At 66.4% G+C, this 26,738-nt stretch carries 23 protein-coding genes; 12 read left to right on the top strand and 11 right to left on the bottom strand.

From position 1 onward, the window contains the following. Window positions 1-274: 274 nt before the first annotated feature. Window positions 275-1,873 (top strand): GGDEF domain-containing protein, encoded by a 1,599-nt coding sequence (locus RKE25_RS05200; RefSeq protein ID WP_311841197.1) that lies wholly within the window; start codon window positions 275-277, stop codon window positions 1,871-1,873. A gap of 137 nt (window positions 1,874-2,010) precedes the next feature. On the opposite strand, the gene ssb is transcribed toward RKE25_RS05200, so the two are convergent. The 3 genes from ssb to RKE25_RS05185 all read right to left on the bottom strand — a co-directional run bounded on the left by ssb (window position 2,011) and on the right by RKE25_RS05185 (window position 4,998). Next, complete coding sequence (ssb, locus tag RKE25_RS05195) at window positions 2,011-2,589, bottom strand: single-stranded DNA-binding protein (RefSeq protein ID WP_311841196.1); 579 nt, start codon at window positions 2,587-2,589, stop codon at window positions 2,011-2,013. A gap of 124 nt (window positions 2,590-2,713) precedes the next feature. After that, on the bottom strand, window positions 2,714-3,703 hold the full coding sequence (locus tag RKE25_RS05190; RefSeq protein WP_311841195.1) for a VTT domain-containing protein: 990 nt from the start codon (window positions 3,701-3,703) through the stop codon (window positions 2,714-2,716). A gap of 95 nt (window positions 3,704-3,798) precedes the next feature. Then, complete coding sequence (locus tag RKE25_RS05185; RefSeq protein ID WP_311841194.1) at window positions 3,799-4,998, bottom strand: MFS transporter; 1,200 nt, start codon at window positions 4,996-4,998, stop codon at window positions 3,799-3,801. Between the two features lie 200 nt (window positions 4,999-5,198). Between RKE25_RS05185 and RKE25_RS05180 the strand changes: the two genes are divergently transcribed. Continuing rightward, the gene (locus RKE25_RS05180; protein WP_311841193.1) at window positions 5,199-6,200 is read left to right on the top strand and encodes a polyprenyl synthetase family protein; all 1,002 of its coding nucleotides are present in this window, start codon (window positions 5,199-5,201) and stop codon (window positions 6,198-6,200) included. Window positions 6,201-6,388: 188 nt separating this feature from the next. On the opposite strand, the gene RKE25_RS05175 is transcribed toward RKE25_RS05180, so the two are convergent. From RKE25_RS05175 to ubiH, 3 genes are all read right to left on the bottom strand, one after another. Next, window positions 6,389-7,177, bottom strand: a complete 789-nt coding sequence (locus tag RKE25_RS05175) for a dienelactone hydrolase family protein (RefSeq protein ID WP_311841192.1) — start codon at window positions 7,175-7,177, stop codon at window positions 6,389-6,391. 69 nt (window positions 7,178-7,246) lie between these two features. After that, on the bottom strand, window positions 7,247-8,458 hold the full coding sequence (locus RKE25_RS05170) for a UbiH/UbiF/VisC/COQ6 family ubiquinone biosynthesis hydroxylase (protein ID WP_311841191.1): 1,212 nt from the start codon (window positions 8,456-8,458) through the stop codon (window positions 7,247-7,249). Next, window positions 8,455-9,687, bottom strand: a complete 1,233-nt coding sequence (gene ubiH / locus RKE25_RS05165; protein ID WP_311841190.1) for a 2-octaprenyl-6-methoxyphenyl hydroxylase — start codon at window positions 9,685-9,687, stop codon at window positions 8,455-8,457. The genes RKE25_RS05170 and ubiH overlap by 4 nt, the downstream gene beginning before the upstream one ends. Window positions 9,688-9,820: 133 nt before the next feature. Here ubiH and RKE25_RS05160 point away from each other — a divergent pair, with 133 nt between their 5' ends. From RKE25_RS05160 to RKE25_RS05150, 3 genes are read left to right on the top strand one after another with little or no spacing between them, the layout of a single operon-like run. Further along, window positions 9,821-10,417, top strand: coding sequence for a hypothetical protein (locus RKE25_RS05160; protein ID WP_311841189.1), 597 nt, complete (start codon window positions 9,821-9,823; stop codon window positions 10,415-10,417). Between the two features lie 9 nt (window positions 10,418-10,426). Next, window positions 10,427-10,993: a cob(I)yrinic acid a,c-diamide adenosyltransferase gene (locus RKE25_RS05155; protein ID WP_311841188.1), complete on the top strand. Its 567-nt coding sequence runs from the start codon at window positions 10,427-10,429 to the stop codon at window positions 10,991-10,993. 7 nt (window positions 10,994-11,000) lie between these two features. Further along, window positions 11,001-11,915 (top strand): histone deacetylase family protein, encoded by a 915-nt coding sequence (locus tag RKE25_RS05150; RefSeq protein ID WP_311841187.1) that lies wholly within the window; start codon window positions 11,001-11,003, stop codon window positions 11,913-11,915. Between the two features lie 4 nt (window positions 11,916-11,919). Here RKE25_RS05150 and msrB read toward each other — a convergent pair whose 3' ends face one another. Beyond that, window positions 11,920-12,324, bottom strand: a complete 405-nt coding sequence (msrB, locus tag RKE25_RS05145) for a peptide-methionine (R)-S-oxide reductase MsrB (protein ID WP_311841186.1) — start codon at window positions 12,322-12,324, stop codon at window positions 11,920-11,922. A gap of 95 nt (window positions 12,325-12,419) precedes the next feature. On the opposite strand from msrB, the gene lptD reads away from it, so the two are divergent. From lptD to RKE25_RS05115, 6 genes are all read left to right on the top strand, one after another. Continuing rightward, window positions 12,420-14,888, top strand: coding sequence for an LPS assembly protein LptD (gene lptD, locus RKE25_RS05140; RefSeq protein ID WP_311841185.1), 2,469 nt, complete (start codon window positions 12,420-12,422; stop codon window positions 14,886-14,888). A gap of 37 nt (window positions 14,889-14,925) precedes the next feature. Beyond that, window positions 14,926-16,269, top strand: a complete 1,344-nt coding sequence (locus RKE25_RS05135; RefSeq protein WP_311841184.1) for a peptidylprolyl isomerase — start codon at window positions 14,926-14,928, stop codon at window positions 16,267-16,269. An 8-nt stretch (window positions 16,270-16,277) separates the two neighbouring features. Beyond that, window positions 16,278-17,279: a 4-hydroxythreonine-4-phosphate dehydrogenase PdxA gene (gene pdxA, locus RKE25_RS05130; protein ID WP_311841183.1), complete on the top strand. Its 1,002-nt coding sequence runs from the start codon at window positions 16,278-16,280 to the stop codon at window positions 17,277-17,279. 25 nt (window positions 17,280-17,304) lie between these two features. Further along, window positions 17,305-18,093, top strand: a complete 789-nt coding sequence (rsmA, locus tag RKE25_RS05125) for a 16S rRNA (adenine(1518)-N(6)/adenine(1519)-N(6))-dimethyltransferase RsmA (protein ID WP_311841182.1) — start codon at window positions 17,305-17,307, stop codon at window positions 18,091-18,093. Between the two features lie 77 nt (window positions 18,094-18,170). Further along, a complete protein-coding gene (apaG, locus tag RKE25_RS05120) occupies window positions 18,171-18,554 on the top strand; it encodes a Co2+/Mg2+ efflux protein ApaG (RefSeq protein ID WP_311841181.1) in 384 nt (127 codons plus the stop codon). Further along, on the top strand, window positions 18,554-19,402 hold the full coding sequence (locus RKE25_RS05115; protein ID WP_311841180.1) for a symmetrical bis(5'-nucleosyl)-tetraphosphatase: 849 nt from the start codon (window positions 18,554-18,556) through the stop codon (window positions 19,400-19,402). Before apaG ends, RKE25_RS05115 begins: the two co-directional genes overlap by 1 nt. Before the next feature lie 66 nt (window positions 19,403-19,468). On the opposite strand, the gene secA is transcribed toward RKE25_RS05115, so the two are convergent. Then, window positions 19,469-22,201, bottom strand: a complete 2,733-nt coding sequence (gene secA, locus RKE25_RS05110; protein WP_311841179.1) for a preprotein translocase subunit SecA — start codon at window positions 22,199-22,201, stop codon at window positions 19,469-19,471. A 233-nt stretch (window positions 22,202-22,434) separates the two neighbouring features. Continuing rightward, window positions 22,435-23,364 (bottom strand): M23 family metallopeptidase, encoded by a 930-nt coding sequence (locus RKE25_RS05105; RefSeq protein ID WP_311841178.1) that lies wholly within the window; start codon window positions 23,362-23,364, stop codon window positions 22,435-22,437. Between the two features lie 29 nt (window positions 23,365-23,393). Here RKE25_RS05105 and RKE25_RS05100 point away from each other — a divergent pair, with 29 nt between their 5' ends. Beyond that, window positions 23,394-23,876, top strand: a complete 483-nt coding sequence (locus RKE25_RS05100) for a DUF721 domain-containing protein (RefSeq protein WP_311841177.1) — start codon at window positions 23,394-23,396, stop codon at window positions 23,874-23,876. 240 nt (window positions 23,877-24,116) lie between these two features. Here RKE25_RS05100 and lpxC read toward each other — a convergent pair whose 3' ends face one another. Next, window positions 24,117-25,031: a UDP-3-O-acyl-N-acetylglucosamine deacetylase gene (lpxC, locus tag RKE25_RS05095; protein ID WP_311841176.1), complete on the bottom strand. Its 915-nt coding sequence runs from the start codon at window positions 25,029-25,031 to the stop codon at window positions 24,117-24,119. Window positions 25,032-25,475: 444 nt separating this feature from the next. Next, on the bottom strand, window positions 25,476-26,657 hold the full coding sequence (gene ftsZ / locus RKE25_RS05090) for a cell division protein FtsZ (RefSeq protein WP_311841175.1): 1,182 nt from the start codon (window positions 26,655-26,657) through the stop codon (window positions 25,476-25,478). Window positions 26,658-26,738: the final 81 nt, after the last annotated feature.

Here is a 26,738-nt window from a genome sequence, read left to right as displayed (position 1 = left end):
CTGTCGGTCCAGAGTGGATGTCGCGATGCTCTAGCTATCCAACGCTCGTTCATGAGCAGCCTTCATCCATGTCCGACACCTAATGCTCCCGATGAGAAGCGGTGGGCCGACCCTGGATATCGAGTGTCGGTCGGAGGTGCCTGATTCAGGCAAAGGCCAAAGCATGACCGCTAAGCGAACACGTCCGCGATACCGTTTACGGCCGCAACATCTGCTCCTATGATGAAACGCGGCCGGGGGGCCCCATCAGCGATACCGCGCCAAGGCGAGGGACATGTCGCAGAACCAGGAGCATCCGTTAGGGATTCCGCCCAAGGCTGTGATATCCGGGCTCGTTGCTCTTGCTTGCATAGAGGCGGCACTTCTCCTTCTAGCAAGAAATGACGGCCCTCTCGCGGTCATCCTCTGGGCGGGGTCGTCAGCGCTCGATCAGCTCCTCTGGCTCCCCTTCGTCATACTGAGACTGCGGCGATCCGTTCATCTAAAAGCGCATTGGGCGTTGGCTGGGGCCTTCGCCGCAATGAATGTCCTTGCCGACGTGGTGCAAGGCACGTCCGTCCTTCTTCTTCGTCACATGCCACCGCTTTATGTGACCGCGGCGTGGTATCTGATCGCTCTCGCCCCACTTATCCCGCTTTTCCTGCTGGTCTCGCTTCCGGCCAGACGCCGCTATTTCCGCAGTTTCCTCTGGATGGATACCATCCAGGCCTTCCTGATTATCTGCGCACTCTATGCGCTGATCTTCCGCGCCATGCCGTTCACACCGATGCCGGACGACGCGGCCACTCCTGCTTTCGTCGTCCGGCTGCTTGGAGCCACCGGCGCCAGCATCGCACTGTGCCTGCTGTTGCATTATTACGCGGCGGCCTATCTGGATGAGCAACGCTTCTATCGGCTGTTCGCCATCATCCTGGTCATGACCACGGTGGTGATGGGCATCAATAATGAGATGACTCTCCGCTATCCCGAGCAGGTCTGGACCAACGCCCTGCTCTGTTACCCGCAATTTCTCGTGCAGGTATGGCTGCTGTACCGGCTGCCTGATGAGCGGCCGGAGGCACGGACGGTGCGAAGCAGCAGCCTGTTCGCCGACATCATCAATATCGGAAGCCCGGTCGTGTCGTCGCTGGTGTTATTGGCGCTCGGCCTTGCGGTGCAGCCGCGGCAGCACACGTTGGGCGTAGCCGCCATTGTTGTCGCCTTCGCTACCTTTGCGGCCCGGTCCGTGATCTATCTGCGCAACTTCGAACAGGCGCAAGCCGCCCTGGAATGCGCTCAAGAACAACTGAAAGAGCTGTCCTACACCGATGCATTGACCCGCGTGCCGAACAGGCGCGCTTTCGATCATGCGTTGGAACAGGAGTGGCGACACAGCACCCGCACGGGCTTGCCGCTGTCGATCCTTCTGATAGACGTCGACTTTTTCAAACAGCTCAATGACATCACCGGCCATCAAGCTGGCGATGCCTGCCTGATCGAGGTTGCCGGTGCGCTACGCGCCACGCTTCCGCGCAGTACCGATGTGCTGGGGCGCTATGGCGGCGACGAGTTCGCAGCGATCCTGCCAGGTACAGATGCCACGGCTGCGGAACTCGTCGCGGAACGATTGTGCGAGGCCATCAGGACGCTTGCCCTGCCCCACCCAGCGACGGCATCTGGCCATGTCACCATCAGCGTGGGTGTCGGGAGCAGCGCACGCGTCACAGGAAAGCACCCGACGAGCTTGCTCGCGGCCGCAGACTCAGCGCTCTATAAAGCGAAGGCGGCAGGCCGCGATGGCTGGTGCGCTGAGAGCGCCGACTTCGACGCTGGCGTTCTGGAAATCCAGTCGCGGTTATGGATATCGCAGGATATCGGGGGCGAGAGCAGTTAAGGGCGATGAACCAAAACGGGGCCAGGTTTACGCCCGGAAGGCTCAAAAATCCACCTGAGCTCGTTCTTTCCGCCCAAAAAAAACCCCGAGAAACTCGGGGTTTTTTGCGTGCTGTACGGCATGAAAGCAACAACGATTTAGAACGGAATATCGTCATCGTCAAAGCTGTTGTTCTCGACCGGCGGGGGCGAGGACTGGCGCGAGCCGTAGTCGTTGCCGCCGCGGCCGCCGGCACCGGCGCCACCGCCGCCGAAATCGTTGCCACCGCCGCCACCGCCACGATTGCCGTAGCCGCCACCGCCGCCGCCCTGGCGCTGACCGCCGCCACCGCCGCCCTGCGAACGCTGGAAGCCACCACCGCCGCCGCCTCCTTCAGCACCACCGCCGCCGAGCATCTGCATTTCGTTCGCGACGATGTCGGTGCTGAAGCGCTCGACGCCGTCCTTGTCGGTGTACTTGTCGGTGCGCAGCGAGCCTTCGATGTAGACCTGGCGTCCCTTCTTGAGGTATTCGCCGGCGATCTCGGCGAGCTTGCCGAACAGCTTCACGCGATGCCATTCGGTGCGCTCCTGGCGCTCGCCGCTCTGCTTGTCGGTCCACTGTTCGGAGGTGGCGATGCGTAGGCTGGTGATTGCCGTGCCGTTGCCGGTGTAGCGAGTCTCCGGGTCCGCGCCGAGGTTGCCGACCAGGATGACTTTGTTGACGCCACGTGCCATGGGATGTGTTTCCTCTGTTGGCCGGCCGTAAGTAGGGGTGGGTACGGCCGGGGTTGATTGGCCGGTCATCATACCGGCTGGGGCGTCTCAGGCGCAGCGACCAATGCGCGGCCGCGCGTCCGCCTCAGGCGGCGTGCTGCGTAGGGAAATCGCCCTCGACGGCGTCCGGGCTTTCGGCGGGCAGCCGGTGAATGGCGAAGCCCGCGGCTTCCCAGGCGTCCAGGCCGCCCAGCAGCGGACGGACCCGGCGGTAGCCCTGCTGCATCAGGTTCCGCGCGGCGACTGCGGCGGAGGCTTCGTTCGGGCAGCTGCAGTAGATGACCAGTTCGGCATCCAGGGGCACGTCGTGCACCGCGCGGTCGATGCCGGCCACGTCGGCCAGCAGGGCGCCGGGGATCACCCGCGTATCGACCAGCCGGGCCGCCGGTGAGCGCACGTCGACCAGGACGGGAGAGGCACCTTCGTCGATCGCCCGCTTGAGGTCCTCCACGGAAATGCGCGCCATGCGCAGCGCGGCGATCAGGCGGTGGCGCTGCCACCACTTGGCCAGGATGTAGAGCGCCAGCAGGCTGCCGACCACTTCCAGGGCGATGGTGCCAGCATTGCCCAGAGCCGCCAGGACCTTGTCGATCTCGGGCGCCAGCGCGTAGCCGAGCCCCACGGCCAGACCCAGCCACAGCAGCGAACCCAGGCCGTCCAGCAGCAAGAAGGCAGCAGGACGCAGCCCCAGCGCGCCGACCAGGGGTGGCGCCACGGTGGAAAGGCCGGGCACGAACTTGGCGATCAGCAGCACCTGACCGCGCCAGCGCTGGAAACGCAGCTCCGATTGCTTCACGCAGGAATCGGGCGACAACGAGATGCGGCAGATCGTGCGCATCACGCCGGAACCGAAGCGGCGGCCGGCCCAGTACCAGGCCAGGTCGCTGATGAGGCAGGCAAGGAGGCCGAGGCCCACTACCCCGGCCAACGGCAGCTGGCCATTGGCGGCCAGGGCGCCGGCCACCACCAGGGTCGGCACGGCGGGCACCGGCGCGCCGGCCTGCTCGACCAGCACGTTGAAGAAGACCAGGACCAGGCCGTATTCGGCCAGCAGGGCAATGATTTCATGGGCCATCGTCGGCACCCCTGGGCGCGCGGCTCGCGCCGGATCGAATGCGCTGATGATTGGGGCGCGGCGGCCGGTTTGCAAACGCCCGGCGGTGTCGGGGACTAAGCGGCGGCGGAGGCCTGGCCACCGGCTGCGATCCGCCGCGCGCCGGCCAGCACCAGCGGCAGCCAGGCCACCGTCAGCGCCGCGGCACAGGCGAACACGCCGGCCGTGCCGAGGCGGCCCAGGGCGACCCCGCCCATCGCGCCGCCGACGAAGGCACCGACGAACTGGCTGGTTGAGTAGGCGCCCATCGCGGCGCCGCGCAATTCAAGCGGCGCCAGGCGGGAAACCAGGCTCGGCAAGGCGGCTTCCAGCAGGTTGAAGGCGGAGAAGAACACGGCCGCCAGCACGCCCAGCAGTGCGATGTGGTCGCCAGCCAGGGCGAAGCCCAGCAGGGACAGGCCGATCGCCACGACGCATATCGCCACGATGCGCAGGCTCTGCCCGACCTCGCGCATGCGGTGCAGGCAGGCCCCCATCACGAATGCGGCGATCGCCATCACCGGCAGATACAGCTCCCAATGGCGGTTCACCGGCAGGTGGAGCTTGTCCGCCAGCAGCAGCGGCAGGCCCACGAAGCTGGCGGTCAGCAGGGCATGCAGGAAGAAGACGGAACCGTTGAGGACCAGCATGCGTCCGTCCTTCAGCATGGCCAGCACGTGCCCGAGGGAGGCGGTCGCCGGCGCTTTCCGTCCCTTCGGCGTAGGCACGGCCAGCCAGAGCAGTGCCAAGGAGGCCAGCGCCAGGATCGATGTGGCACCGAACAGGCCCGGCAAGCCGTGCCATGCCTCCAGCGGCGGCCCCAGGATCAGCGCGAGCAGGAACGCCACACCGATGGATACGCCGATGATGCCCATGACCTTGCCGCGGTTGCTGTCCGCAGTGAGATCAGCCGCCAGCGCGGTGCCCGCACCCGCTACCGCGCCCATGCCTTGCAGGGCGCGCCCCGCGACGATGCCGAGCAGCGTATGCGAGCAGGCTGCGACCGCGCCGCCCGCGGCGAACACCAGCAGACCCAGGGTGATGGCCGGCTTGCGGCCGATGCGGTCGGACAACAGGCCCAGCGGGATCTGCAACAACACCTGGCCCAGGCCGTACACGCCCAGGGCCAGCCCGATCAGCAGCGGCGTGGCGTCCGGCATGCGCTGCGCATACAGGGAGAACACCGGCATGATCAGGAAGAGCCCGAAGAGGCGCAGGCTGATGACGCAGGCCAGAGTCAGCGCGCTGCGCAGTTCGAGGCTGGAGAGTTTGCTCACCGGAAGACCACAGAAGGGAGACGTCGCGGCGCCGACAGGCGGCCGTTGGCGATTATACGGGGCGACCCGGCCCGCTCCCTGCGGTTCCGCGTCGCGCCGCATGCGCCGGAATGCGCAGGGAAATCCGGGGTGACGGGCGCCAGCGGCGCAACCGTGCGGCCTCCCCGTATAATCGTTCGCTACGAAGCCGCGACGCCACCATGACCACGATGCCAGCCACCGCCATCCGCCCGACCGAGTTCGCCGACGTGCGCGCGCTGGCCACCGACGACATGCAGCGGGTCGATGCGTTGATCCGCCACCGGCTGTCGTCCGATGTCGTGCTGATCAACCAGATCGCAGACCACATCATTGCCGGCGGCGGCAAGCGCCTGCGCCCGATGCTACATGTCCTGGCCGCAGGCGCCGCGGGCTATGGCGGCGACCAGCACATCAAGCTGGCGGCGGTGATCGAGTTCATCCACACCTCCACCTTGCTGCATGACGACGTGGTCGACGAATCCGACCTGCGCCGCGGCCGCAAGACGGCCAATGCGCTGTGGGGCAATGCCGCAAGCGTGCTGGTGGGCGATTTCCTGTATTCCCGCTCGTTCCAGCTGATGGTGGAACTGGACGACATGCGCGTGATGCGCATCCTGGCCGACACCACCAACACCATCGCCGAGGGCGAGGTACTGCAGCTGCTCAACATCGGCAATGCCGACGTGGACGAGGCCGCCTACCTGGCCGTGATCGAACGCAAGACCGCGGTGCTGTTCGCCGCCGCCACGGAACTGGGCGGCGTGCTGGGCGGCCTGCCGGAAGAGCAGATCGCCGCGCTGCGCCGCTACGGCTTGGAACTGGGCTACGCCTTCCAGATCGCCGACGACCTGCTCGACTACGTCAGCGACGCGGACACCCTGGGCAAGAACATCGGCGACGACCTGGCCGAGGGCAAGCCCACCCTGCCCCTGATCTACGCCATGCAGAAGGCCGACCCGGAACAGGTGCAGTCGTTGCGCCATGCCATCGAGCATGGCGGGCTTGATTCGCTGGAGCGCATCATCGCGGCCATTCGCGATTCGGGCGCGCTGGATCGTACGCAAGAGCGGGCGGTGCAGCATGCGAAGGCAGCGCGCGCAGCACTGGAGACGCTGCCGTCCTCGACTTACCGGGACGCACTGGCCGCGCTGGCCGATTACTCGGTGCAACGCAGCTACTGACGCGTTGCTCCCTCTCCCCTCCGGGGAGAGGGCTGGGGTGAGGGGACGGGCGGAGCGCAGCGTCGAATCTCGCAGCACACCGAGGCGCGCCGCGCCGCGACAACAATCCAGCGACTCCACCCGCATCACCGAAGGAAATCCCCTCGGGCGCCTTCTGCCCTAAGCGGAGAAGGATTCCTTCGCACCGATCAAGGCGTGTTCGTGAATGCCCCATGCAGCCAATCGCTCATCATGCGATAGCTGCGCTTCGCCGCGCGCTCGTCATAGGCACAGCCTTCCTTGTGCTGGTCCGTCTCCGTGAAGCAATGCACCGCATTGCCCAGCACCACGAATTGCCAGTCCGCTTTGCTGCCGCGCATTTCGTCCATGAACTTGTCCGCGTCGGGCATGGTGCCTTTGTCGTCGGCGCCGTTGAAGACCAGGACGCGGGCCTTGATCTGCTTGGCGAGTTCCGGCTTGTCGGTCTGAAGGGCGCCGTGGAAGGACACGACCGCGGCCACGTCGGCGCCGGCGCGGGCCAGATCCAGCACGGCGGAGCCGCCGAAGCAGAAACCGATCGCGGCCAGCTTGCTCAGGTCGATGGGCGCGTCCTTGGCCTGGGCCTTGAACTGGTCGAGGGCGTAAGTAACGCGCTTGCGCATCTGCGCGCGGTCGGCGTACAGCGGCTTCACCGCGGCCAGCGCCTGTTCGTCGCCGGAGGGGCGGATCTTTTCGCCGTACATGTCAGTGACCAGAATCACATAGTCCTTGCCGGCGATGCCCTCGGCCTTCTTCAGGGCAGTGTCGTTCACCCCGTACCAGTTAGGCACCATCAGCAGGCCGGGCCGCTTGGCGGCGACCGCATCGTCGTAGACGAGCACACTGTGGTATTTGGTGCCGTCGAGCGTCCACTCCACGGGCTTGTGCACCATCTTCGCCTGCGCGGCGAAGGCCATACCGGACAGCAGCAAGAAACAACCGAGTCGTGCGATGCGCATGATCCACCTTTGGGTTCGTGAGGGAACGGACGGCGATACAGCGGAAACGATGATTCGGTACGCGAACGATCAAAGGCCCGCAGCGTGTCCCGCCAGGCGGCGCTTCAACGGCGAGAGCCGGTCGATCAGCCGCACGCCCAGGCCGCGCGCGGCCACCAGCGGCGGCGAACGCCAAGCGTAGATGCGCGCCAGGGCGTCGAAGCCCAGCGCGTCGAGCGTATCGGCGCTGCGCCGGTTGCGGGCATAGCGGCGCAGCACGTGGGGCGCGGCGATATCGCGTCCGGCGTCGCGCGCGGCGACCAGGGTGTCGCGCAATTCCGCCACGTCCCGCAGGCCAAGATTCACGCCCTGCCCGGCCAGCGGATGCACCGCATGCGCCGCGTCGCCCAGCAGCACGAAGCGTTCCGCCTGGTAGGTCGTCGCCAGCTGCAATTTCAAGGGGAATGCCGCGCGCGGCGTGGTGCCCACGATGCGCCCGAGATGGAAATCGCTGGCCACGCCAAGCTCGGCCATGAAGGCATCGTCGTCAAGCGCCAGCACTCGCCGCGCTTCCTCTTCGGGCAGCGACCAGACGATGGAGCTGCGTCCGTCGGCCAGGGGCAGCAAGGCCAATGGACCGTCCGGGAGAAAGCGCTGCCATGCCGTGCCCTGGTGCGGCCGCTCGGTCCGCACATGGGCGACGACAGCGCGTTGTGCGTAATCGCGTCCGCGCGTTTCGATCCCCGCAAGCTTGCGCAGCGGCGAACCGGCGCCGTCGGCGGCCACCAGGAGGCGCGCGGCGAGCGACTGCCCGTCGGCCAGTTCCAGTTGGATGCGGTCGTCCTGAGCGTCGAACGCCTTCACTTCGGCAGGGCAGAGCCGCTTCACGCCGGCCGCTTCCAGTGCGTTCCACAGCCGCCACTGCACGAGGTTGTTCTCGACGATATAGCCGAGCAGGTCGCGCCCTTCGTCGGCGGCGTCGAAGTGGATCGAGGCGCCGCTCTCCGCATCCCACACGTGCATGTGCGCGTAGGGGCCGGAGCGCGCGTCGCGGATCGCCTTCCACACGCCCAATCCGTCGAGCAACGCGATGGACGAAGGCGCCAGGCCGACGACGCGCAGGTCGACTTCCTGCTCGACGGACCACGGCGAGGGTTCACGCGCCTCCAGCAAGGCGGTAGCGAAGCCGGCACGCGCCAGGGCGAGCGCGGCGGCGGCGCCCACCATGCCGCCGCCGACCACGGCGATGTCCCATGCGGGGCCGCGTCGGCGTGGCTCGCCGCGGAACGAAGTGGCGTTCATGGCAGGCGCTCCAGCACGGCTTGCGGCGGCGTGCCGCGGAATCCCATGCCCTTGCGCGCCAGCAGGCTGCGCAAGGGCGGTACGCGATCGCAAGCCAGCATGGCGAGCGAGCGCAGCGGACCCAGCATGGGTTGATGGAGGCAGGCAAGACGAACCAGCCCGTGGCTCATGCGCATGGTGCCCGCGCGATCCGGTTCGCGGCGCGTGGCGTAAGTCTCCAGCAGCGCCGGGGCGCCAGGATCTGGGGCGACGGCGACCAGTTCGGCCAGGGTCAGCGCATCGCGCAGGCCGAGGTTGAAACCCTGGGCGCCGATCGGGTGCACGGTCTGCGCGGCGTTGCCCACCAGTACCGCGCGAGGACCGGTGAGGCGCTGCGCGGCGACGCGCTTGATCGCGTACGGATGCCGCTTGCCCGGCCTGGCAAGGCGCCCGAGGCGCCAGCCGAAGCGCTCCTGGGCGAGCGCCAGGAAAGCCTCGTCGTCCATCGCGGCCACCGTGTCGGCCTCCTCAGCGGACACAGTGAGCACCAGGCCGCAGCGGCGCTCGGCCAGCGGCAGCAGGGCGATGGGGCCCTGGTCGGAGAAGCGCTCGTAGGCGCGGTTCGCGTGGGCGCGCTCAGGGGTGATCGTGCAGACGAACAGGGTCTGCCGGTAATCGTGCGTCTCGGCCTCGATGCCGAGGCGGTCGCGTACATAGGAGGCGGTGCCGTCGGCGCCGACCAGCAGGGCCGCGTCGATCTCCTGCATGCCGTCCGGTGTGCTTACCCGGGCCCGCCAGCCATCGGCGAGCGGCTCCAGGGCCTCCAGCCGGGCCGGGGCGAGACGCTTCAGCCGGCGGCATTCGTCCAGGCGGCGCAGCAGCGCATGGCCGAGTTCGCGGGCCGGCAAGGTCCAGCCCAGCGCGTCCACGCCTTCGCGCGCCGCGTCCAGGCGGACGCTGCCGAAGTCCCCGGCGCGGCTCACGTGGATGTGGCGGATCGGCGTCGCCTGGTCCAGCGCGTGGCGCCAGACGCCAATGGCCTCCAGGCCGTTGACGGTGGCGCGGGCGAGCGCCAGGTTGCGCTCGTCATAACTGGGCTGGGCGTCCGCCCGCGGCGCGGCGGCCTCGACCAGTACGGCATCCACGCCGGCGGCGTCGAGCGCAATGGCAAGGCTGGCGCCGACCAGGCCGCCGCCGACGACGAGCACCGGACCGCGCGGAAAGGAAGTGGGTAGCTGGGGGGCAGTCATGGGCGCCGATGATACGCGCAGGACGCGCGTCCGCCCCGCCCGCGCGACGTCTCGCCGCCGCGGCTTCAGCGGCAATGGCTTGGGCTACACTAGCGACCCCGCTTTTTCGCCTTTTCGAACCACGGAGCACCACATGGCTACGACGCAAAACCAGCGCCTGGGCATCTTCTTCGCGCTTGCCCTGGTGATGGCTGCGACGCGCGCGCACCACTTCGGCCCCCTCCCCGACGCTTCGTGGGCGGTGTTCTTCCTGGGCGGCTTCTGGCTGCGCGGCGCCACGCGCTGGGCCTTCCCGCTGCTGATGGCCGAGGCGGTGCTGGTCGATTACTTCGTGATCTCCAGCCAGGGCATCCCGTTCTGGAGCCACTACTGCGTGTCGCCGGCCTACTGGTTCCTGGTGCCCTCGTACTTCACCCTGTGGATGGGCGGCCGCTGGCTGGCCCGTCACGACCAAGGCCTGCGCGTGTCGACGCTCGGCCTGGCCGCCGGCGCGCTGCTGATCAGCGAGGCGGCTTGCTACCTGATTTCCAACGGCAGCTTCTACTGGCTCAGCGCCAGTGTGCCGGCCCCGCGTTCCTTTGCCGCCTGGGGCGCCAACCTGGCCGACTGGTACCTGCCGTTTCTCGGCACGGCCGCCGCCTACGTGGCGATCGGCGCCGTGCTGCACGTGGTGGTGATCCAGCTGGCCCGCACGCTCAAGCAGGCCGGCACCCAGGGCCTGCGCCACTAAGCGCGGCCCGTGGGCAATCGTCTCTCCAAGATCTATACGCGCACCGGCGACGACGGCAGCACCGGCCTCGGCGACGGTTCGCGCGTGCCGAAGGACTCGCTGCGCGTCGGCGCCTACGGCACGGTGGATGAGCTCAACAGCACCATCGGCATGGTGCTGGCCGCCGATGGCGTCGGCGACGACGTGCGCGAAGCCTTGACCCAGGTGCAGCACGATCTGTTCGACCTGGGCGGCGAGCTGTGCATTCCCGGCATGGCGATGATCGACGACCGCGACATCGACCGGCTGGAGCAGGTGCTGGACGGTTTCAACGAGCCGCTGCCTCCGCTCAAGGACTTCATCCTGCCCGGCGGCGGCATGGCCGCATCTTGCTGCCATCTGGCGCGCACGGTGTGCCGGCGCGCGGAGCGCGAGGTGATCGCGCTGGCTCGCGTCGAAGAAGTCCGGCCCCAGGCGCAGCGTTATCTGAACCGGCTGTCCGACCTGCTGTTCGTGATCGCGCGCGTGCTCGCCCGTGCGGGCGGCCATGGCGAAGTGCTGTGGCAGCACGAACGCCGCCGCAAACCCGCGCCCTGAGCGCCGCATGCTGCGGCTCTACACTCATCCCGCCTGCCTGGAGCACGATCCGGGCCCCGAGCATCCCGAGTCGCCGTCGCGGCTGCGGGCCATCCTCCGCGCACTGGACCATGATCGCTTCGCCGCGCTGGACCGCATCGAGGCGCCGCGCGCCACGCGCGAGCAATTGCTGCGCGTCCACGCGGCCGACTACGTGGACCGCGTGCTGGCGATCGCACCCGTGTCGGGCACCGTGCGCCTGGACGAGGACACCGTGATGTCCCCCGGTTCCGCAGAGGCCGCCCTTCGCGCCGCTGGCGCGGCCGTGGCGGCCGTGGACATGGCCATGGGAGGCGGCCGCGCCTTCTGCGCGGTGCGGCCGCCGGGGCACCATGCCACGCCGGATCGCGCCATGGGCTTCTGCCTGTTCAACAACGTAGCCGTCGCCGCCGCGCATGCCATCGAGGAACATGGCTTGCGCCGGGTGGCGATCGCCGATTTCGATGTGCACCACGGCAATGGCACCCAGGACATCTTCGAACGGGATGCGCGCGTGCTGTTCGTTTCCAGCCATCAGTCGCCGCTGTACCCCGAGACGGGACGCCCCGACGAGCACGGCGTGGGCAACGTCATCAATGCGCCGCTGTCGCCGGGCGACGGCTCGTACGAGTTCCGCGAGCTGTGGGAAGGCGCGCTGCTGCCGAAGCTTTACGCGTTCAAGCCGCAGCTCGTGCTGATCTCCGCGGGCTTCGATGCCCATCGCGCGGATCCGCTGGCAGAACTGCGGCTCACCACCGAAGACTACGCCTGGATCACCGGCCGCCTGGTGGACCTCGCCCACGCGCACGCCTACGGCCGGCTCGTCTCGACCCTGGAGGGCGGCTACGACCTCCAGGCGCTCGCCGCCAGCGTCGGCGCGCACGTGGCCGAACTGATGGCCTAGCGCGTCACGGCCCGTCCGGGACGAAGTCCAGGGCCACCGAATTGATGCAATAGCGCAGGCCCGTCGGCTTCGGGCCGTCCGGGAAGACGTGGCCGAGGTGCGAATCGCAGTGGGCGCAGCGGATTTCGACGCGGCGCATGCCGTGGCTTTCGTCCTCGTGTTCCGTCACGGCGGCACCGGCGATCGGCTGGTAATAGCTCGGCCAGCCGGAACCGGAGTCGTACTTGGCGTCGGAGGCGAACAGCTGGGCATGGCAGGCGGCGCATACATAGGTGCCGGCCTCCTTGTGGCGGTACCACTTGCCGCTGAAGGGCGGCTCCGTGGCGGAGCAGCGGCAGACGGCGTACTGCTCCGGGGTGAGTTCGGCGCGCCACTCGGCATCGGTCTTGCTCGGCTTGGTCTCGCTCATGCTGAATTCCTCACAGGCAGGGATAGGGGCTTGCCTGCCGTATATGGGGTCTTTCTGCTAGCTTAACGACCTTTCCGAACCCACAGACCGCCACCGTGACGCCCAAGCCGACCTCGCGCCACCTCCCCCCGCGCCGCCTGCTGGCGGTCGCCGCGGCCCTCGCCCTGATGGGCGGCCAGGCCGAAGCCCAGTCGACCTCCGACGGGACCCAGGGAGCCGCCGAGAACCAGGCGCCGGCGACCTGTCCGCTCGGGTCGTTTCACTGCAAGCCTCGCGAGCTGAACTTCTCGATGTGCCGTCCGAACGCGCTGCTGGAGTTCTACGACCCGGCCCTGCCGAAGGACACCGCCCTGCGCGACACGGCCAATACCGAGGTCTACGCCGAGCAGGTGGACAGCTCCGACCAGACGGTCTACCACCTGCAGGGCCGCGTGAAAATCGAGCGCGCCGACCAGAAGCTGCAGTCGGACACGGCCGACTACAACAGCGACACCACCGACTACGACGCGCGCGGCAACGTGCGCTACCAGGAAGCCGGGCAACTGCTCTCCGCCGAGCACATCCGCGGCAACACCGACACCAGCACCGGCATGGCCGACATCGTGCGGTACCAGATGCTCACCTCGCGCGGCAACGGCACGGCCCAGCAAGGCCAGATGCTGGACGCGCAGCGCACCCATTACCGCCAGGTGACCTACTCCACCTGCGACGTGGGCCACCACTTGTGGGAAGTGCGTTCCAAGGATCTGCGCATCGACAAGGAAACCGGCGTGGGCACGGCGCACGGCGCCACGATGCGTTTCGCCAATGTGCCGTTCCTGTACCTGCCCTACTTCACCTTCCCGGTGGACGACCGGCGCAAGAGCGGCTTCCTGTACCCGACCTTCAGCAATTCCAACCGCTCCGGCTTCATGCTGGGCATGCCGTATTACCTGAATCTGGCGCCGAACTACGATGCGACGCTCGAGCCGCGCATCTACACCGAACGCGGGCTGATGCTGGCGGGCGAGTTCCGCTATCTGAACCTGATTCCGGGCACGACCGGGCAGTTGAACATTGAGTACCTGCACAACGACCGCGGGAACAACGATCCCGACAGCGTCGAGCAGACCAAGGGCGACGACCGCTACCTGGTGAAATTCAATAACGCATCGCACCTGATCGGGCCCTGGTCGTTCAATACCAGCATCAACCGCGCGTCGGACCGCAATTACCTGCGCGACTTCGGCAACGACCTGTACACGTCGGCGATCGGCACGCTGACCTCCAGCGCCTATATCAACGGCGGCGGCAACTGGTGGAGCGCCTCGTTCGGCGCGGACAGCTACCAGAACGTCGATCCGTCCCTGCCGGACAGCGCCGTGCAGTACAAGCGCTGGCCGCGCGCCACGTTCAACGTGAACCTGCCGCTGCAGAAGTGGCTGGAGTTCGGCGCCAGCACCGAGGCCGTGGCCTTCCGCAAGGACGACGTGGTCGAAGGCAACCGCCTTGATCTGTACCCGTACCTGGCGGCGGATTTCCGCGGCGCGGCCTGGTTCGTACGGCCCAAGGTGGCTTACCGCTATACGACTTACGAACTGAGCGGCGGCTATGACCGTTACGGTTATTACTCCCCGCTCGCCACCGGACAGGCGACGCCGTTCACCAACCGCTCGCCCAGCCGCTCGCTCCCCGTCGTCAGCCTGGACAGCGGCCTGGTGTTCGACCGCATGACGTCGTTGTTCGGCAACAGCTATACCCAGACCCTGGAGCCGCGGCTGTATTACCTGTACGTGCCGTACCGCAACCAGAGCAACCTGCCGCTGTTCGACACCAATCTGATGTCGTTCGACTACTGGCAGCTGTTCACGCCGAACCAGTATTCCGGCGCGGACCGGCAGATGAACGCCAATAACCTGACCGCGGCGCTGACGACGCGCCTGCTGGACGACAACGGCGTGGAACGCCTGTCGGCCAGCATCGGCCAGATCCGCTACTTCAACCAGCAGCGGGTGCAGCTCCCCAATGGCAACAACACGACCGCGGCGCCCACCGACTGGTCCGGCTCCAACTACGTTGCCCAGCTGAATATGCAGCTCAACGACGACTGGCGCCTGAGCACGCAGTACCAGTGGAACCCGCACAAGCGCATGCAGGGCGGCACGGACATCACCGGCGAACCCTATTTCGTCGGCCGCAGCACCGACCTGGCGGCCGTCGGCGTGCAACGCCGGATCGGCACGGACGGCATCCTCAACTTCTCGTACCGCTACCGCCGCGGCCTGCTGGAACAATACGACGCGTCCGCGGTCTACCCCGTTTCCGAACGCTGGCGCCTGGTGGGCCGCTGGACGTACTCGGTGATGGAGAAGCGTACGGTCGAAGCGCTGGCGGGCGTCGAATACGACAGCTGCTGCGTGGCCGTGCGGGTGGTGGGACGCCATTACGTCAACACCTACAACTTCGCCACCGCGAACGCCCGCGCCAACAACGCGATCATGTTCGAGCTGCAGTTCAAGGGTCTGGGCGCGTTCAACGGCCAGACGGAAGGGGTACTGCGGCGTGGTATCCTTGGCTATCAATAACTTCCCGGTCGCCAGAGGCGATTGAAGGTCCTCACGAATGAAACAGCCTCTCGCGTTGTTCCTGCTCGCGGTCGCCACCGCGGCCGTCGTTCCCGCCCATGCCCAGCTGTTGCCGCAGGCCGCTGCCTCCGGCAAGCAGCCGCTCGATCGCATCGTGGCGGTGGTGGACGACGGCGTGATCCTGCAGAGCGAGCTCAATGACGCCGTCCGCTCCGTGCAGCAGCAGTACGCCAGCCAGCCGGGCCAGCTGCCGCCGATGGACGTGCTGCAGCGCCAGGTGCTCGACCGCCTGATCCTGATGAAGCTGCAGGTGCAGAAGGCCGACGACCAGGGCATCCGCGTCTCCGACGCCGACGTCGACCAGGCCGTGGGCGCCGTGGCTCAGCAGAACAAGATGTCGGCCGAGCAGCTGCGCGCTGCGGTGGAGCAGGAAGGTTCCAGCTTCGCCGCGTTCCGCCAGCAGCTGCGCGAACAGCTCATCGCACAGCGCCTGCACGAGAGCGTGGTGCGCGACTCGGTCAACGTCACCGACAGCGAGATCAACAACCTGCTGGCCAGCCCGACCTACAAGGCCGGCGAGATCCACCTGGCTCACATCCAGATCGGCGTGCCCTCCGGCGGCAATGCGGCCGACATCCAGGCGGCGCAGAAGAAGGCCGAGGAAGCCATCAATGCCATTCATGGCGGCATGGATTTCAATGCCGCGGCCATCCGCTACTCGGACGCCCAGGACGCACTCGAAGGCGGCGACCTCGGCTGGCGCCGCATGGACGAAGTCCCGCCCGCGTTCGCCGACGCCGTGTCCGGCATGAAGGTCGGTGACGTCAGCCCCGCCCTGCGCGGCCCGACGGGCTTCCATATCCTCAAGCTGGTGGACCAGCGCGCTCCCAGCCGCCAGGTGGTGCCTGAATTCCACGCCCGCCAGATCCTGATCAAGCCCAGCGAAATCGTGTCGCCGGAGCAGGCGCGCCAGAAGGCGCAGGACCTGTACAGCCGCATCGTCAACAAGCACGAGGACTTCGCCAAGCTGGCGAAGGACGAGTCCAAGGACAACACCACCGCCAACAATGGCGGCGACATGGGCTGGTTCCCGCAACAGGCGTGGGGCTCGATCATTGGCCAGCAGATCACCCAGCTGAAGGACAACGAGGTCTCGCAGCCCTTCCAGAGCGAAGCCGGCTGGCACATCCTGCAACGGCTGGGCGAGCGCCAGAGCGACCTGACGGACCAGATCGAGCGCGACCAGGCCCGCCAGGCGATCGGCAACCGCAAGGCCGAGCAGGCTTACGAGGACTTCCTGCGCGAGATGCGTTCGAGCGCCTACGTGAACATCCTGGTGCCGGAGCTGCGCGAGCCCGACCAGCCGGGCAAGTCCTCCTGAGGACCGCCTTGAACGCGAGCGCGCTTCCTCGGCTCGCCGTCACTGCCGGCGAACCGGCGGGCGTCGGCCCCGAACTGCTCATCCGATTGGCCGCCACTCCGCTGGCGGCCAATTTCGTTGCGGTTACCGATCGCGGGTTGCTGGAACGCGCCGCGAAACGTTGCGGCACGGACATCGAACTGATCGACGACGATGGCGGCGCGATACGCCAGCGCCACCCCGGGTCCCTGCGTATTCAGCACATCCCGCTCGGTGTGGAGGAACGCCCGGGCCAGCCCGATCCTCGCAATGCCCGGCACGTGCTCACCACGCTGGCCGAAGCGGCCGACGGCTGCATGAGCGGGCGTTACGAAGCCGTCGTCACGGCGCCGCTGCAGAAGTCTTCGATCAACGACGCCGGCATCCGCTTCAGCGGGCACACGGAGTTCTTCGCCGAACGCAGCCGCAGCGACGTGGTGATGATGCTGGCCAGCCCCGAACTTCGGGTCGCCCTGGCAACCACGCACCTCCCGCTTGCCGCCGTGCCGGCGACCATTACTGCCGAGTCCCTGACGCGCACGTTGCGCATCGTCCATGCCGAGCTGCGTGACAAGTTCGGCTTCGCGGAGCCTCGTATCGCCGTCCTCGGCTTGAACCCGCACGCTGGCGAAGGCGGGCACCTGGGGCGCGAGGAGCTGGACACGATCATTCCCGTGCTGGAGCGCCTGCGAGCAGAGGGCTTCAAGCTGATCGGCCCTCTCCCGGCCGACACGGCGTTCGTACCGGCCCAGCGCAGCGGCTACGACGCGGTGATCGCCATGTACCACGACCAGGCCTTGCCGGTGCTCAAGAGCGAGGCGTTCGACCGCACGGTGAACCTCACGCTGGGGCTGCCCTTCATTCGTACCTCGGTGGATCACGGCACAGCGCTGGATCTGGCCGGCTCCGGCCGCGCCGATCCATCGAGCCTCATCGCCGCCGCCCGCATGGCGCTGGAACTGGCTGCCCGGCGCGCGGGCCACGCCGGTTGAGCCCGCTTTGTCCCTGGAAGTACCGATGAACGCACGTCCCAAGAAGAGCTTCGGCCAGCATTTCCTTCACGAGAAGCGCTATATCGAGCGCATCGTCAGTTCGATTTCGCCGAAACCCGGAGACGCGGTCGTCGAGATCGGCCCCGGCGAAGGCGCACTGACCCTTCCCCTGCTCGCCGCCGCCGGCCGCATGACGGCCATCGAGCTGGACACCGATCTCATTCCCGACCTGCAGGCGCGGGCCGACGCGGTCGGCGAGCTCCGCATCGTCCACTCGGATGTGCTGAAGGTTGATTTCACTACGCTGGCGCACGAACTCGGCGTCGAGCGCGTGCGCATCGCCGGCAATCTGCCCTACTACATCTCCAGCCCCATCCTGTTCCACTGCGTGGACCACGCTGCGGCCATCCAGGACATGCATTTCATGCTGCAGAAGGAAGTCGTGGACCGGATGGCCGCCGAACCGGGCAGCAAGGTGTATGGACGTCTATCCGTGATGCTGCAGCTGGCCTGCCGGGTGGAGCCGCTCTTCACCGTTCCACCCGGTGCATTCCGGCCGCCACCGAAGGTGGATTCGGCCGTGGTGCGCCTCGTTCCACTCACGCCCGAACAGCGGCACGGTGCCGATCCGGATCGCGTCCACGCCATCGTGAAGGCGGCCTTCGCGCAGCGGCGCAAGACGCTGAGCAACGCGTTGCGCCAACTGATGGACGCCCAGGCGATCGAAGCGGCGGGCATCGACCCCAAGGCTCGCGCGGAAACGCTGGATCCGCTGGACTTCGTCCGGCTCGCCAAGATCGCGCCGGCTGGCTGACGGCATCGCGATGTCGCGGTTCAGGCGCGGGCGTGCAGGCTTGCTTCATGCGCGCCGGCAAGCCTTACAATCGCGCCATGACCGAGAAATCCCCCTACACGATCGACGTGCAGGTCGAAACACGCTTCGTCCCCGACCAGTCCAAGCCCGGTGACAACCGCTACGTCTTCGCCTATACCGTTACGCTCCACAACCGGGGCGACGTGCCCGCGCGCCTGATCGCGCGGCACTGGGTGATCACCGACGCCAACGGCAAGGTGGAGGAAGTACATGGCGAGGGCGTGGTCGGCGAACAGCCATGGATGCGCCCCGGGGACGATTACGAATACACCTCGGGGGCAGTGCTGGAGACCGCCGTGGGCATCATGCAGGGGAGCTATCAGATGCTTGCCGACGACGGCACGCATTTCGAGGCCCCGATCCCTCCCTTCACCCTGTCCATTCCGCGTACCCTGCACTGATGGCTACCTATGCGATCGGCGACGTGCAGGGCTGCCATCCCGAACTGCACCGTCTGCTCGACAAGCTTCGCTTCGATCCGGCCAGCGACCGGCTATGGTTCTGCGGGGACCTGGTGAACCGCGGCGGCCAGTCGCTGGAGACGCTGCGACTCATCCATAGTCTGCGCGACAACGTCGTGCTCACGCTCGGCAACCACGACCTCAGCCTGCTGGCCATCGCCCAGCGCCGGCCCGAGGCGCAGTCGAAGGTGAACCCGGAGCTGCGCGAAGTGCTGTTCGCGGACGATGCGCCGGTACTGTTCGAATGGCTGCGCTCGCAGAAGCTGCTGCATGTGGACGAGACGCTGGGCTGGACCATGGTGCACGCGGGGCTCGCCCCCGTGTGGACCCTGCGGCAAGCGATGCGCTCCGCCCAGGAGGTCGAACGTGAGCTCTCCGGCCCGCGGCACGCGCGCATCCTGAAGAACCTGTTCGGCAATCGGCCAGCGGCCTGGTCGAGCCGGCTGCAGGGCATCGAGCGCCTGCGTGCCTCCATCAACACCTTGACCCGCATGCGCTATTGCGACATCCACGGGCGGATCGACTTCGAGAGCAAAGGGGTCCCGGGCACGCAGAAGCCGGGCATGTATCCCTGGTTCGAAGTGCCGGGTATGAAACGCCGCGAAACGCGCATCGTCTGCGGCCATTGGTCAGCCCTGGGACGCTTCGCCGGACTGGGCATCTATGCTATCGATACCGGTTGCGTATGGGGCGGCAAGCTCACCGCACTTCGGCTGGACAGCGAGGAGCCGGAATACATCACGGTGGATGCCGAGCCGTATCGCACGCGGGTGCCGGGCGGCGATTGAGCTGGCCGAGCCTGACAAAAAAGGCGGCCCTTGGCCGCCTTTTTTCTTGCCCTATCCGCCATCGGCTCAGTTCAGTTGACCATGGCAATGCTTGTATTTCTTGCCCGAACCGCAGGGGCACGGGTCGTTGCGGCCGACCTTGGGACCTTCATTCCCGAGCACCGGCGCGGCGGCGAGGCTGCCAGCAGCGACCGCTTCCGGATCGGCATTCAGCGCTGCCGTCGGCGCGCCGCCGCCACTCGCGTGCATCTGACGCGACAGACGCTCAGCCATGCGCTGCTGCTCGGCCTCCATCGCCGCGACTTCTTCCTCGCTGCGGATACGGATGCGCGCCAGCATCTGGATGACTTCCGTCTTGATGCGCTCGAGCATGCTGGAGAACAGCTCGAACGACTCGCGCTTGAACTCCTGCTTGGGCTGCTTCTGCGCGTAACCGCGCAGGTAGATGCCCTGGCGCAGGTAATCCATGCTGGCCAGGTGCTCCTTCCAGGCGTTGTCCAGCACGCTGAGCATGATGTGCTTCTCGAGCTGGCGCATGGTATCGGCGCCGATCTGCTCTTCCTTGGACTTGAACAGCTGCTCGACTGCGGCGCGGACATGTTCGAGGACGGTGTCCGCGTCGGCTTCGTGCTGCTGCTCGACCCAGTGCTTCAGGTCGAGCGAGAGGCCGAATTCGCTCTCGAGCTCGCGGTCCAGCGACGACAGGTCCCACTGCTCGTCGATGCTGTCGGCCGGCACGTAGCGGCGTACCACTTCGCTCACCACGTCGTCGCGGATGTCGGCGATGGTATCGGCGACGCTGTCCGTCTCCAGCAGTTCGTCGCGCTGCGAATAGATCACCTTGCGCTGGTCATTCGCGACGTCGTCGAATTCCAGCAGGTGCTTGCGGATGTCGAAGTTGTGCTGCTCGACCTTGCGCTGCGCTTTTTCGATCTGCCGGCTGACCATGCGGTCTTCCAGCGCTTCGTTTTCCTTCATGCCGAACATGCGCATCCAGCGGCCGACCCAATCGCCGGCGAAGATGCGCAGGAGATTGTCCTCCAGCGACAGGTAGAAGCGCGACGAACCGGGATCGCCCTGACGACCGGAACGGCCGCGCAGCTGGTTGTCGATGCGGCGGGATTCGTGGCGCTCGGTACCGACGATGTGCAGGCCGCCGGCGGTAAGCACCTGTTCGTGCTTCTTCTTCCATTCGGCCTTGATCTTTTCGCGGTCGGCGTCGGTCGCGGTCTCGGGCAGAGTCGCCAGCGCCGCCTCGAGGCTGCCGCCTAGCACGATGTCGGTACCGCGGCCGGCCATGTTGGTGGCAATGGTGACCGCGCCCGGCGCACCCGCCTGGGCCACGATGTGCGCCTCGCGCTCGTGCTGCTTGGCATTGAGCACTTCGTGCGGAATCTTGGCCTTGTTGAGCAGCTTGGAGAGCAGCTCCGACACCTCGATGGAGGTGGTACCCACCAGCACCGGCTGGCCGCGCTTGTGGCAGTCGAGAATGTCCTCGATCACCGCGTCGTACTTGGCCTGCTGGCCAAGGAAAACCATGTCCGGGTTGTCCTTGCGGATCATCGGCTTGTGGGTGGGAATCACCACCACTTCCAGGCCGTAGATCTGCTGGAACTCGTAAGCTTCCGTGTCCGCCGTACCGGTCATGCCGGCCAGCTTCTTGTACATGCGGAACAGATTCTGGAAGGTGATGGTCGCCAGCGTCTGGTTCTCGCGCTGAATCGGCACCCCCTCCTTCGCCTCGACCGCCTGGTGCAGACCGTCCGACCAGCGGCGGCCTGGCAGGGTGCGGCCAGTGAATTCGTCCACGATCACCACTTCGCCGTCGCGGACGATGTAATCCACGTCACGGTGGTAAATGGCGTTGGCGCGCAGCGCGGCGTTCAGATGGTGGACCACCGCCAGGTTCTTGGAATCGTACAGGCCGCTGTCCGCGTCGATCGCGCCGACCTCACGCAGCAGCTCCTCGGCGTGCGACATGCCCTCTTCCGAGAGATGCACCTGCTTCTGTTTCTCGTCGACCCAGTAGTCGCCCGCCGCGTCTTCCTTCTCCTGGCGGATCATCTTCGGGACGATCTTGTTCACCGCGATGTACAACTGCGGCGAATCTTCGGCCGGGCCGGAGATGATCAGCGGGGTGCGGGCTTCATCGATCAGGATCGAGTCCACCTCGTCGACGATGGCGTAATGCAGGCCGCGCTGGTAGCGCTGCTCCTTGCTGGACGCCATGTTGTCGCGCAGATAATCAAAGCCGAACTCGTTATTCGTGCCGTACGTGATGTCGGCGGCGTAGGCCTCGCCCTTGTCAGCGTGGTTCATGCCGGGCCACACGACGCCCACGGTGAGGCCGAGGAAGTTGTACAGCCGGCCCATCTGGGCCGAGTCGCGGCGGGCGAGGTAGTCGTTCACGGTGACCACGTGCACGCCCTTGCCTTCCAGCGCGTTGAGATACACCGGCAAGGTCGCGACCAGGGTCTTGCCCTCGCCGGTGCGCATTTCGGCGATCCGGCCGGAATGCAGCACCATGCCGCCGATCATCTGCACGTCGTAGTGGCGCATGCCGAGCACGCGCTTGGCGCCTTCGCGCACGGTGGCAAACGCCTCGGGCAGGACCTTGTCGAGAGACTCACCGCCGGCGATGCGCTGCTTGAACTCGTCGGTCTTCGCGCGCAGCTCGGCGTCGCTCAATTTTTCGAACTCGGGCTCGAGCGCGTTGATGCGCGCGACAGACTTGGAAAGCTGCCGCAGCACGCGGTCGTTGCGGCTACCAAAAAGGCTGGTCAGGGCGCGATTGAGCATCGATCTTCCGGATCCTGGAGGCGTAGGCGTCCGCCGCAAAAGGGAGGCGGGACGAAAGGAATGGATGATACAAGGGTCGCCGGGCGATCCCCAAACGAAGACCGGCCGGGGGTGACCCGGCCGGACGGCTTTATGAGGTCCGCAATCTCCTGCGACCGCCCCGTCACCCTTCCCGATTAGCTTGTCTGGCGGCTCTGCCCGGGTGTTTCAAGGGGATGCGACAGGCACGGTCGTCAACGATGGTTGCGGACATAGGCGAGGGGATTGACCACGTTGCCCTTGTACCAGACCTCGAAATGAACGTGAGAGCCCGTGGAGCGGCCCGTCGAGCCGGCCTTGGCGATCACGTCGCCTACATGGATGCGCTGCCCTGGCCGCACCACGAGCAGGCTGTTGTGCGCATAACGGGTCATGTAGCCGTTGCCGTGGTCGATCTCGATCACGTCGCCATAGCCGCTGCGGACGCCAGCGAAGGTCACCATGCCCTCGGCGACCGCGCGTACGGGCGTTCCGGTCGGCGTCGAGATATCCAGGCCGGTGTGATAAGCCGCATGACCGCTGAAGGGGTCGGGCCGGCCACCGAAGTAGGACGAGATATAGCCCTCGACCGGCATGCCGGTGGGCTTGAGGTTGGATTCGATCTTGGCGTCGAGCAGCAGGCTTTGCAGGGCGGAGAGCTGCGCCTGCTGGCTGTCGAAGCGGGAGGCCAGTTGATCGATCCCCGCATCCAGCGCCTGCGGCAAGGCATAGGCGCTGTCGGCCGTGTCTTCGACACCGCCGACGGCGGGTTGCTCGTCGAAGTTGAATTCGGTGCTATCGAGCTTGCCCATCTGGGCCAAGCGCTCGCCCAGCGCATTGAGCCGGGTGGACTGGGCCTGCAATTGGCCCAGCTTGGTCGCCAAGGCATCGATCTCGCGCTGCGCATCCTTGCGGACGTCGCCCAGTTGCGCGTTCTGCTTCGACACCTGCTGATGGAGCCGGGTGATTTCGGCCAAGGCACGATCACGTGGACTTGCCACCGCCAATGCCAAAGTAGCCCCCAGTCCTGCACATGCAAGCACGGCGGCCGTGGTCATCGCGATCAGTCGATAGCGCAAGCGCCGATCGGCGAGATTGAAGGTTTTCGGCACCCGCTTGGTGCGTGAGACGAGTATGATCTGCATGTTTTTCCACGTCGAAGATGTCGGCACCCATGCAGCGCGACGTTCCCAACGCTTCCCGCCGCACCGGATCAGGACCGAAATCCCTTACCGAATGTGGCCCTTTCACTACACTGGCTCGCAAGGCCAGTGAGCTGGAGGCGTTAGACCGCGCGCTGCGCCAGACGCTGCCGTCACCGCTCCGCGAACAGGTCAGGTTTGCCAACCTGCGCGACAGCCGTCTTGTGTTCCTGGCTCCTTCGCCGGCGGTGGCGTCGAGGCTGCGGCTTATGCAGACGCAAATCCTCGCTGCCGCGCACGCGGTAGGCGTGCGCGCCGGATACCTCACCGTGAAAGTGGCCCCCCTACCGCCGGCCGAAACCGTGCCGGATCGGTCAAAACCGCTTTCGCCTGCTGCCGCAAACCATTTGAAGGCCGCGGCAATCTCTGTAACAGACACCGAATTGCAGCGTCTGTTCCTTGAGCTGGCGTCCATCGCCGAAACTTCTGGTTCCCGGAACAAGTCGGGCGAGTAACTTCGACCCGCCTTCCCTGCCCCATCGAGCCGCCCCGTGTCCGAGGGCCACCGCTATCCCCGTGCCCCGAATTGGCGGTGACGGGTTTATAGCATGCCCCTCGAGCCCCGAAAGACGTTGACATCTTCGTTACGTGAATCGTGGCAGGGCGAAGGGGCGAGGTATATCACAAAACGAACGGCCGCGTCCCGGAGGACGCGGCCGTTCAGTTTGTTCATGTTTGCTGGACGGGACTGAGCTTCAGATCGCCTGGGCGGGATGCGCGTAGGAGATCGGGGCCGTTGCGGGATCGTCCTGGTAGCTGACCTCTTCCCATGCGGACGCATCCGCCATGAGAGTGCGAAGCAGCTTGTTGTTGAGCTCATGACCCGACTTGTGCGCGTAGTAAGCGCCGATCAGGCTGTGGCCCAGCAGATAGAGGTCGCCGATCGCGTCCAGGATCTTGTGCTTGACGAACTCGTCCTCGTAGCGAAGACCGTCTTCGTTGAGCACGCGGTAATCGTCCAGCACCACGGCGTTGTCCATGGAACCGCCGAGCGCCAGGTTGTGCTCGCGCAGCATCTCGATGTCGCGCATGAAGCCGAATGTGCGCGCACGGCTCACTTCCTTCACGAACGAGGTGGTGGAGAAATCGATCTCCGCCCGCGAGGTGCGCTTGCTGATGATCGGGTGGTTGAACTCGATCGAGAAGCCGACCTTGAAGCCTTCAAAGGGTTCGAAGCTGGCCCACTTGTCGCCGTCCTGCACCTTCACCGGCTTCTTGATGCGAATGAAGCGCTTGGCGACGCTCTGCTCTTCGATACCGGCAGACTGCAGCAGGAACACGAAGGGACCCGCGCTGCCATCCATGATCGGCACTTCCGGGGCCGACAGATCGACATAGGCATTGTCGATGCCCAGGCCGGCCATCGCGGAGAGAAGATGCTCCACCGTCGAAACGCGCACATCGCCGTTGACCAGCGTGGTCGACAGGCGCGTGTCGCCGACGTTGTCTGGGCGCGCGGCGATTTCGACCGGCGGGTTCAGATCGGTGCGACGGAACACGATGCCCGTATTGGGCGCGGCGGGGCGGAGCGTCATATAGACCTTGTCGCCGGTATGCAGACCGACGCCGGTGGCCCGGATGATGTTCTTGAGCGTACGCTGCTTGATCATTTTTTTGGTACCTGCAAGGGGCAGCAGCCAACAGGAGACGGATGCTAACACAGTCTTAACCACTGAAAAAAGCAAACCGGCCCGTACAGTCTGTTCACGCTTTCATCCTTTCTTCATCCTTGAAAAAAGTCGGCGGCGGCTCAGACGAGGAAATACCTCAATTCCGTCAACAAGTTAGGTCGACACGACACCCCGCGCCGGGACGGGAATCCGGCGGCGAGGCGTCGGACCGGACCAGGGCACGGATGCCCTAGCCAGTCATGCGTCATCCCAGACGCACAGTCCTGTCATGTTCCTCCAGGAGCACGCAGACCGGCGCCAGTCCCCTCCTCCGCCAACGGCGGAGGAACGCACAAGCGGGCAACTTTGCAGCAGCCGCCAGGCGCGTTATGTGACTGACAAGTCAATCTGACGTTTGTTCACTCCTTTTTGAACATTTTTTTCTCAATCGGCCTGACGGCGCAGGAAGGCCGGGATATCCAGGTAGTCGAAGCTCGGGTCGGCGCTCTTGGCCGGGCCACCCTCGCCGCGGACCGGGCCCGGAACGGCATCCGGCTGCGCATAGTCGACCACTTCATTGCCCGTGCCCGTACGCAGCACGACCGGGCGCGGCCGCTGACGCATCTCGACCTGCTGGGGGGCGACCGTACGCTGAGGCTGGCGCGACACCGCGCGGTTGAGGCCCGTGGCCACGACGGTGACGCGCACATCGTCCTGCATTTCGGGGTCGAGCGAGGTGCCGATCACGACGGTGGCGTCTTCGCTGGCGAAGTCGTGGATGACGCGGCCGATCTCGTCGAACTCGCGCATGGTCAGGTTCGGGCCGGCGGTGACGTTCACCAGGATGCCGCAGGCGCCGTTGAGGTTGACGTCTTCCAGCAGCGGGTTGTTGATGGCGGCCTCGGCGGCGGCCTGCGCGCGGTCGTCGCCGCGGGCGGTGCCCGAGCCCATCATCGCCATGCCCATCTCGGACATCACGGTGCGCACGTCGGCGAAGTCGACGTTGATCAGGCCCGGGGCCGTGATCAGGTCGGCGATGCCCTGCACCGCGCCCAGCAGCACGTCATTCGCGGCCTTGAAGGCGTTCAGGAGCGTGACCTCGCGGCCAAGCACCGACAACAGCTTCTCATTCGGCACGGTGATCAGCGAATCCACGTGCTGAGACAAGTCCTCGATGCCCTTCATGGCCACCTGCATGCGGCGGCGACCTTCGAAGGGGAACGGCTTGGTCACCACGGCCACGGTCAGGATGCCCTTCTCCTTGGCGAGCTGAGCCACCACCGGCGCCGCGCCGGTACCGGTGCCGCCGCCCATGCCGGCGGTGATGAACACCATGTCCGCGCCCTCGAGCATCTCTTCGATGCGCTCGCGGTCTTCCAGCGCGGCCTGGCGGCCTACTTCGGGGTTGGCGCCCGCGCCCAGGCCCTTGGTGACATTGGCGCCGAGCTGCAGGTGGGTGCGCGAGCCACAGCTCTTCATGGCTTGCGCGTCGGTGTTGGCGACGACGAATTCGACGCCTTCGATGTTGGCGTTGAGCATGTGGGCCACGGCATTGCCACCGCCGCCGCCCACGCCGACGACCTTGATGACTGCGTTAGGTGCGAGTTTTTCGACCAGTTCAAACATTTCCCGTCCTCCGTAGAGCTTTCGTTGTCGTTGTAGCCCCGGGCGCCGCTCCTGCGACCCCGGGGTGGTGGGTGACCTCCC

Origin of the sequence: Dyella sp. BiH032, from assembly GCF_031954525.1 — a bacterium.
In the GTDB taxonomy this organism is placed as follows: domain Bacteria; phylum Pseudomonadota; class Gammaproteobacteria; order Xanthomonadales; family Rhodanobacteraceae; genus Dyella_D.
This window is presented reverse-complemented; position numbering and strand designations above follow the sequence as displayed.

What these genes read in the sequence shown, in the direction of transcription:
- RKE25_RS05200 (WP_311841197.1), top strand. Translation starts at nt 275, where the DNA reads ATGTCGCAGAACCAGGAGCATCCGTTAGGGATTCCGCCCAAGGCTGTG.
- ssb (WP_311841196.1), bottom strand. Translation starts at nt 2,589, where the DNA reads ATGGCACGTGGCGTCAACAAAGTCATCCTGGTCGGCAACCTCGGCGCG.
- RKE25_RS05190 (WP_311841195.1), bottom strand. Translation starts at nt 3,703, where the DNA reads ATGGCCCATGAAATCATTGCCCTGCTGGCCGAATACGGCCTGGTCCTG.
- RKE25_RS05180 (WP_311841193.1), top strand. Translation starts at nt 5,199, where the DNA reads ATGACCACGATGCCAGCCACCGCCATCCGCCCGACCGAGTTCGCCGAC.
- RKE25_RS05175 (WP_311841192.1), bottom strand. Translation starts at nt 7,177, where the DNA reads ATGCGCATCGCACGACTCGGTTGTTTCTTGCTGCTGTCCGGTATGGCC.
- RKE25_RS05170 (WP_311841191.1), bottom strand. Translation starts at nt 8,458, where the DNA reads ATGAACGCCACTTCGTTCCGCGGCGAGCCACGCCGACGCGGCCCCGCA.
- ubiH (WP_311841190.1), bottom strand. Translation starts at nt 9,687, where the DNA reads ATGACTGCCCCCCAGCTACCCACTTCCTTTCCGCGCGGTCCGGTGCTC.
- RKE25_RS05160 (WP_311841189.1), top strand. Translation starts at nt 9,821, where the DNA reads ATGGCTACGACGCAAAACCAGCGCCTGGGCATCTTCTTCGCGCTTGCC.
- RKE25_RS05150 (WP_311841187.1), top strand. Translation starts at nt 11,001, where the DNA reads ATGCTGCGGCTCTACACTCATCCCGCCTGCCTGGAGCACGATCCGGGC.
- msrB (WP_311841186.1), bottom strand. Translation starts at nt 12,324, where the DNA reads ATGAGCGAGACCAAGCCGAGCAAGACCGATGCCGAGTGGCGCGCCGAA.
- RKE25_RS05135 (WP_311841184.1), top strand. Translation starts at nt 14,926, where the DNA reads ATGAAACAGCCTCTCGCGTTGTTCCTGCTCGCGGTCGCCACCGCGGCC.
- rsmA (WP_311841182.1), top strand. Translation starts at nt 17,305, where the DNA reads ATGAACGCACGTCCCAAGAAGAGCTTCGGCCAGCATTTCCTTCACGAG.
- apaG (WP_311841181.1), top strand. Translation starts at nt 18,171, where the DNA reads ATGACCGAGAAATCCCCCTACACGATCGACGTGCAGGTCGAAACACGC.
- RKE25_RS05115 (WP_311841180.1), top strand. Translation starts at nt 18,554, where the DNA reads ATGGCTACCTATGCGATCGGCGACGTGCAGGGCTGCCATCCCGAACTG.
- secA (WP_311841179.1), bottom strand. Translation starts at nt 22,201, where the DNA reads ATGCTCAATCGCGCCCTGACCAGCCTTTTTGGTAGCCGCAACGACCGC.
- RKE25_RS05105 (WP_311841178.1), bottom strand. Translation starts at nt 23,364, where the DNA reads ATGCAGATCATACTCGTCTCACGCACCAAGCGGGTGCCGAAAACCTTC.
- RKE25_RS05100 (WP_311841177.1), top strand. Translation starts at nt 23,394, where the DNA reads ATGCAGCGCGACGTTCCCAACGCTTCCCGCCGCACCGGATCAGGACCG.
- lpxC (WP_311841176.1), bottom strand. Translation starts at nt 25,031, where the DNA reads ATGATCAAGCAGCGTACGCTCAAGAACATCATCCGGGCCACCGGCGTC.
- ftsZ (WP_311841175.1), bottom strand. Translation starts at nt 26,657, where the DNA reads ATGTTTGAACTGGTCGAAAAACTCGCACCTAACGCAGTCATCAAGGTC.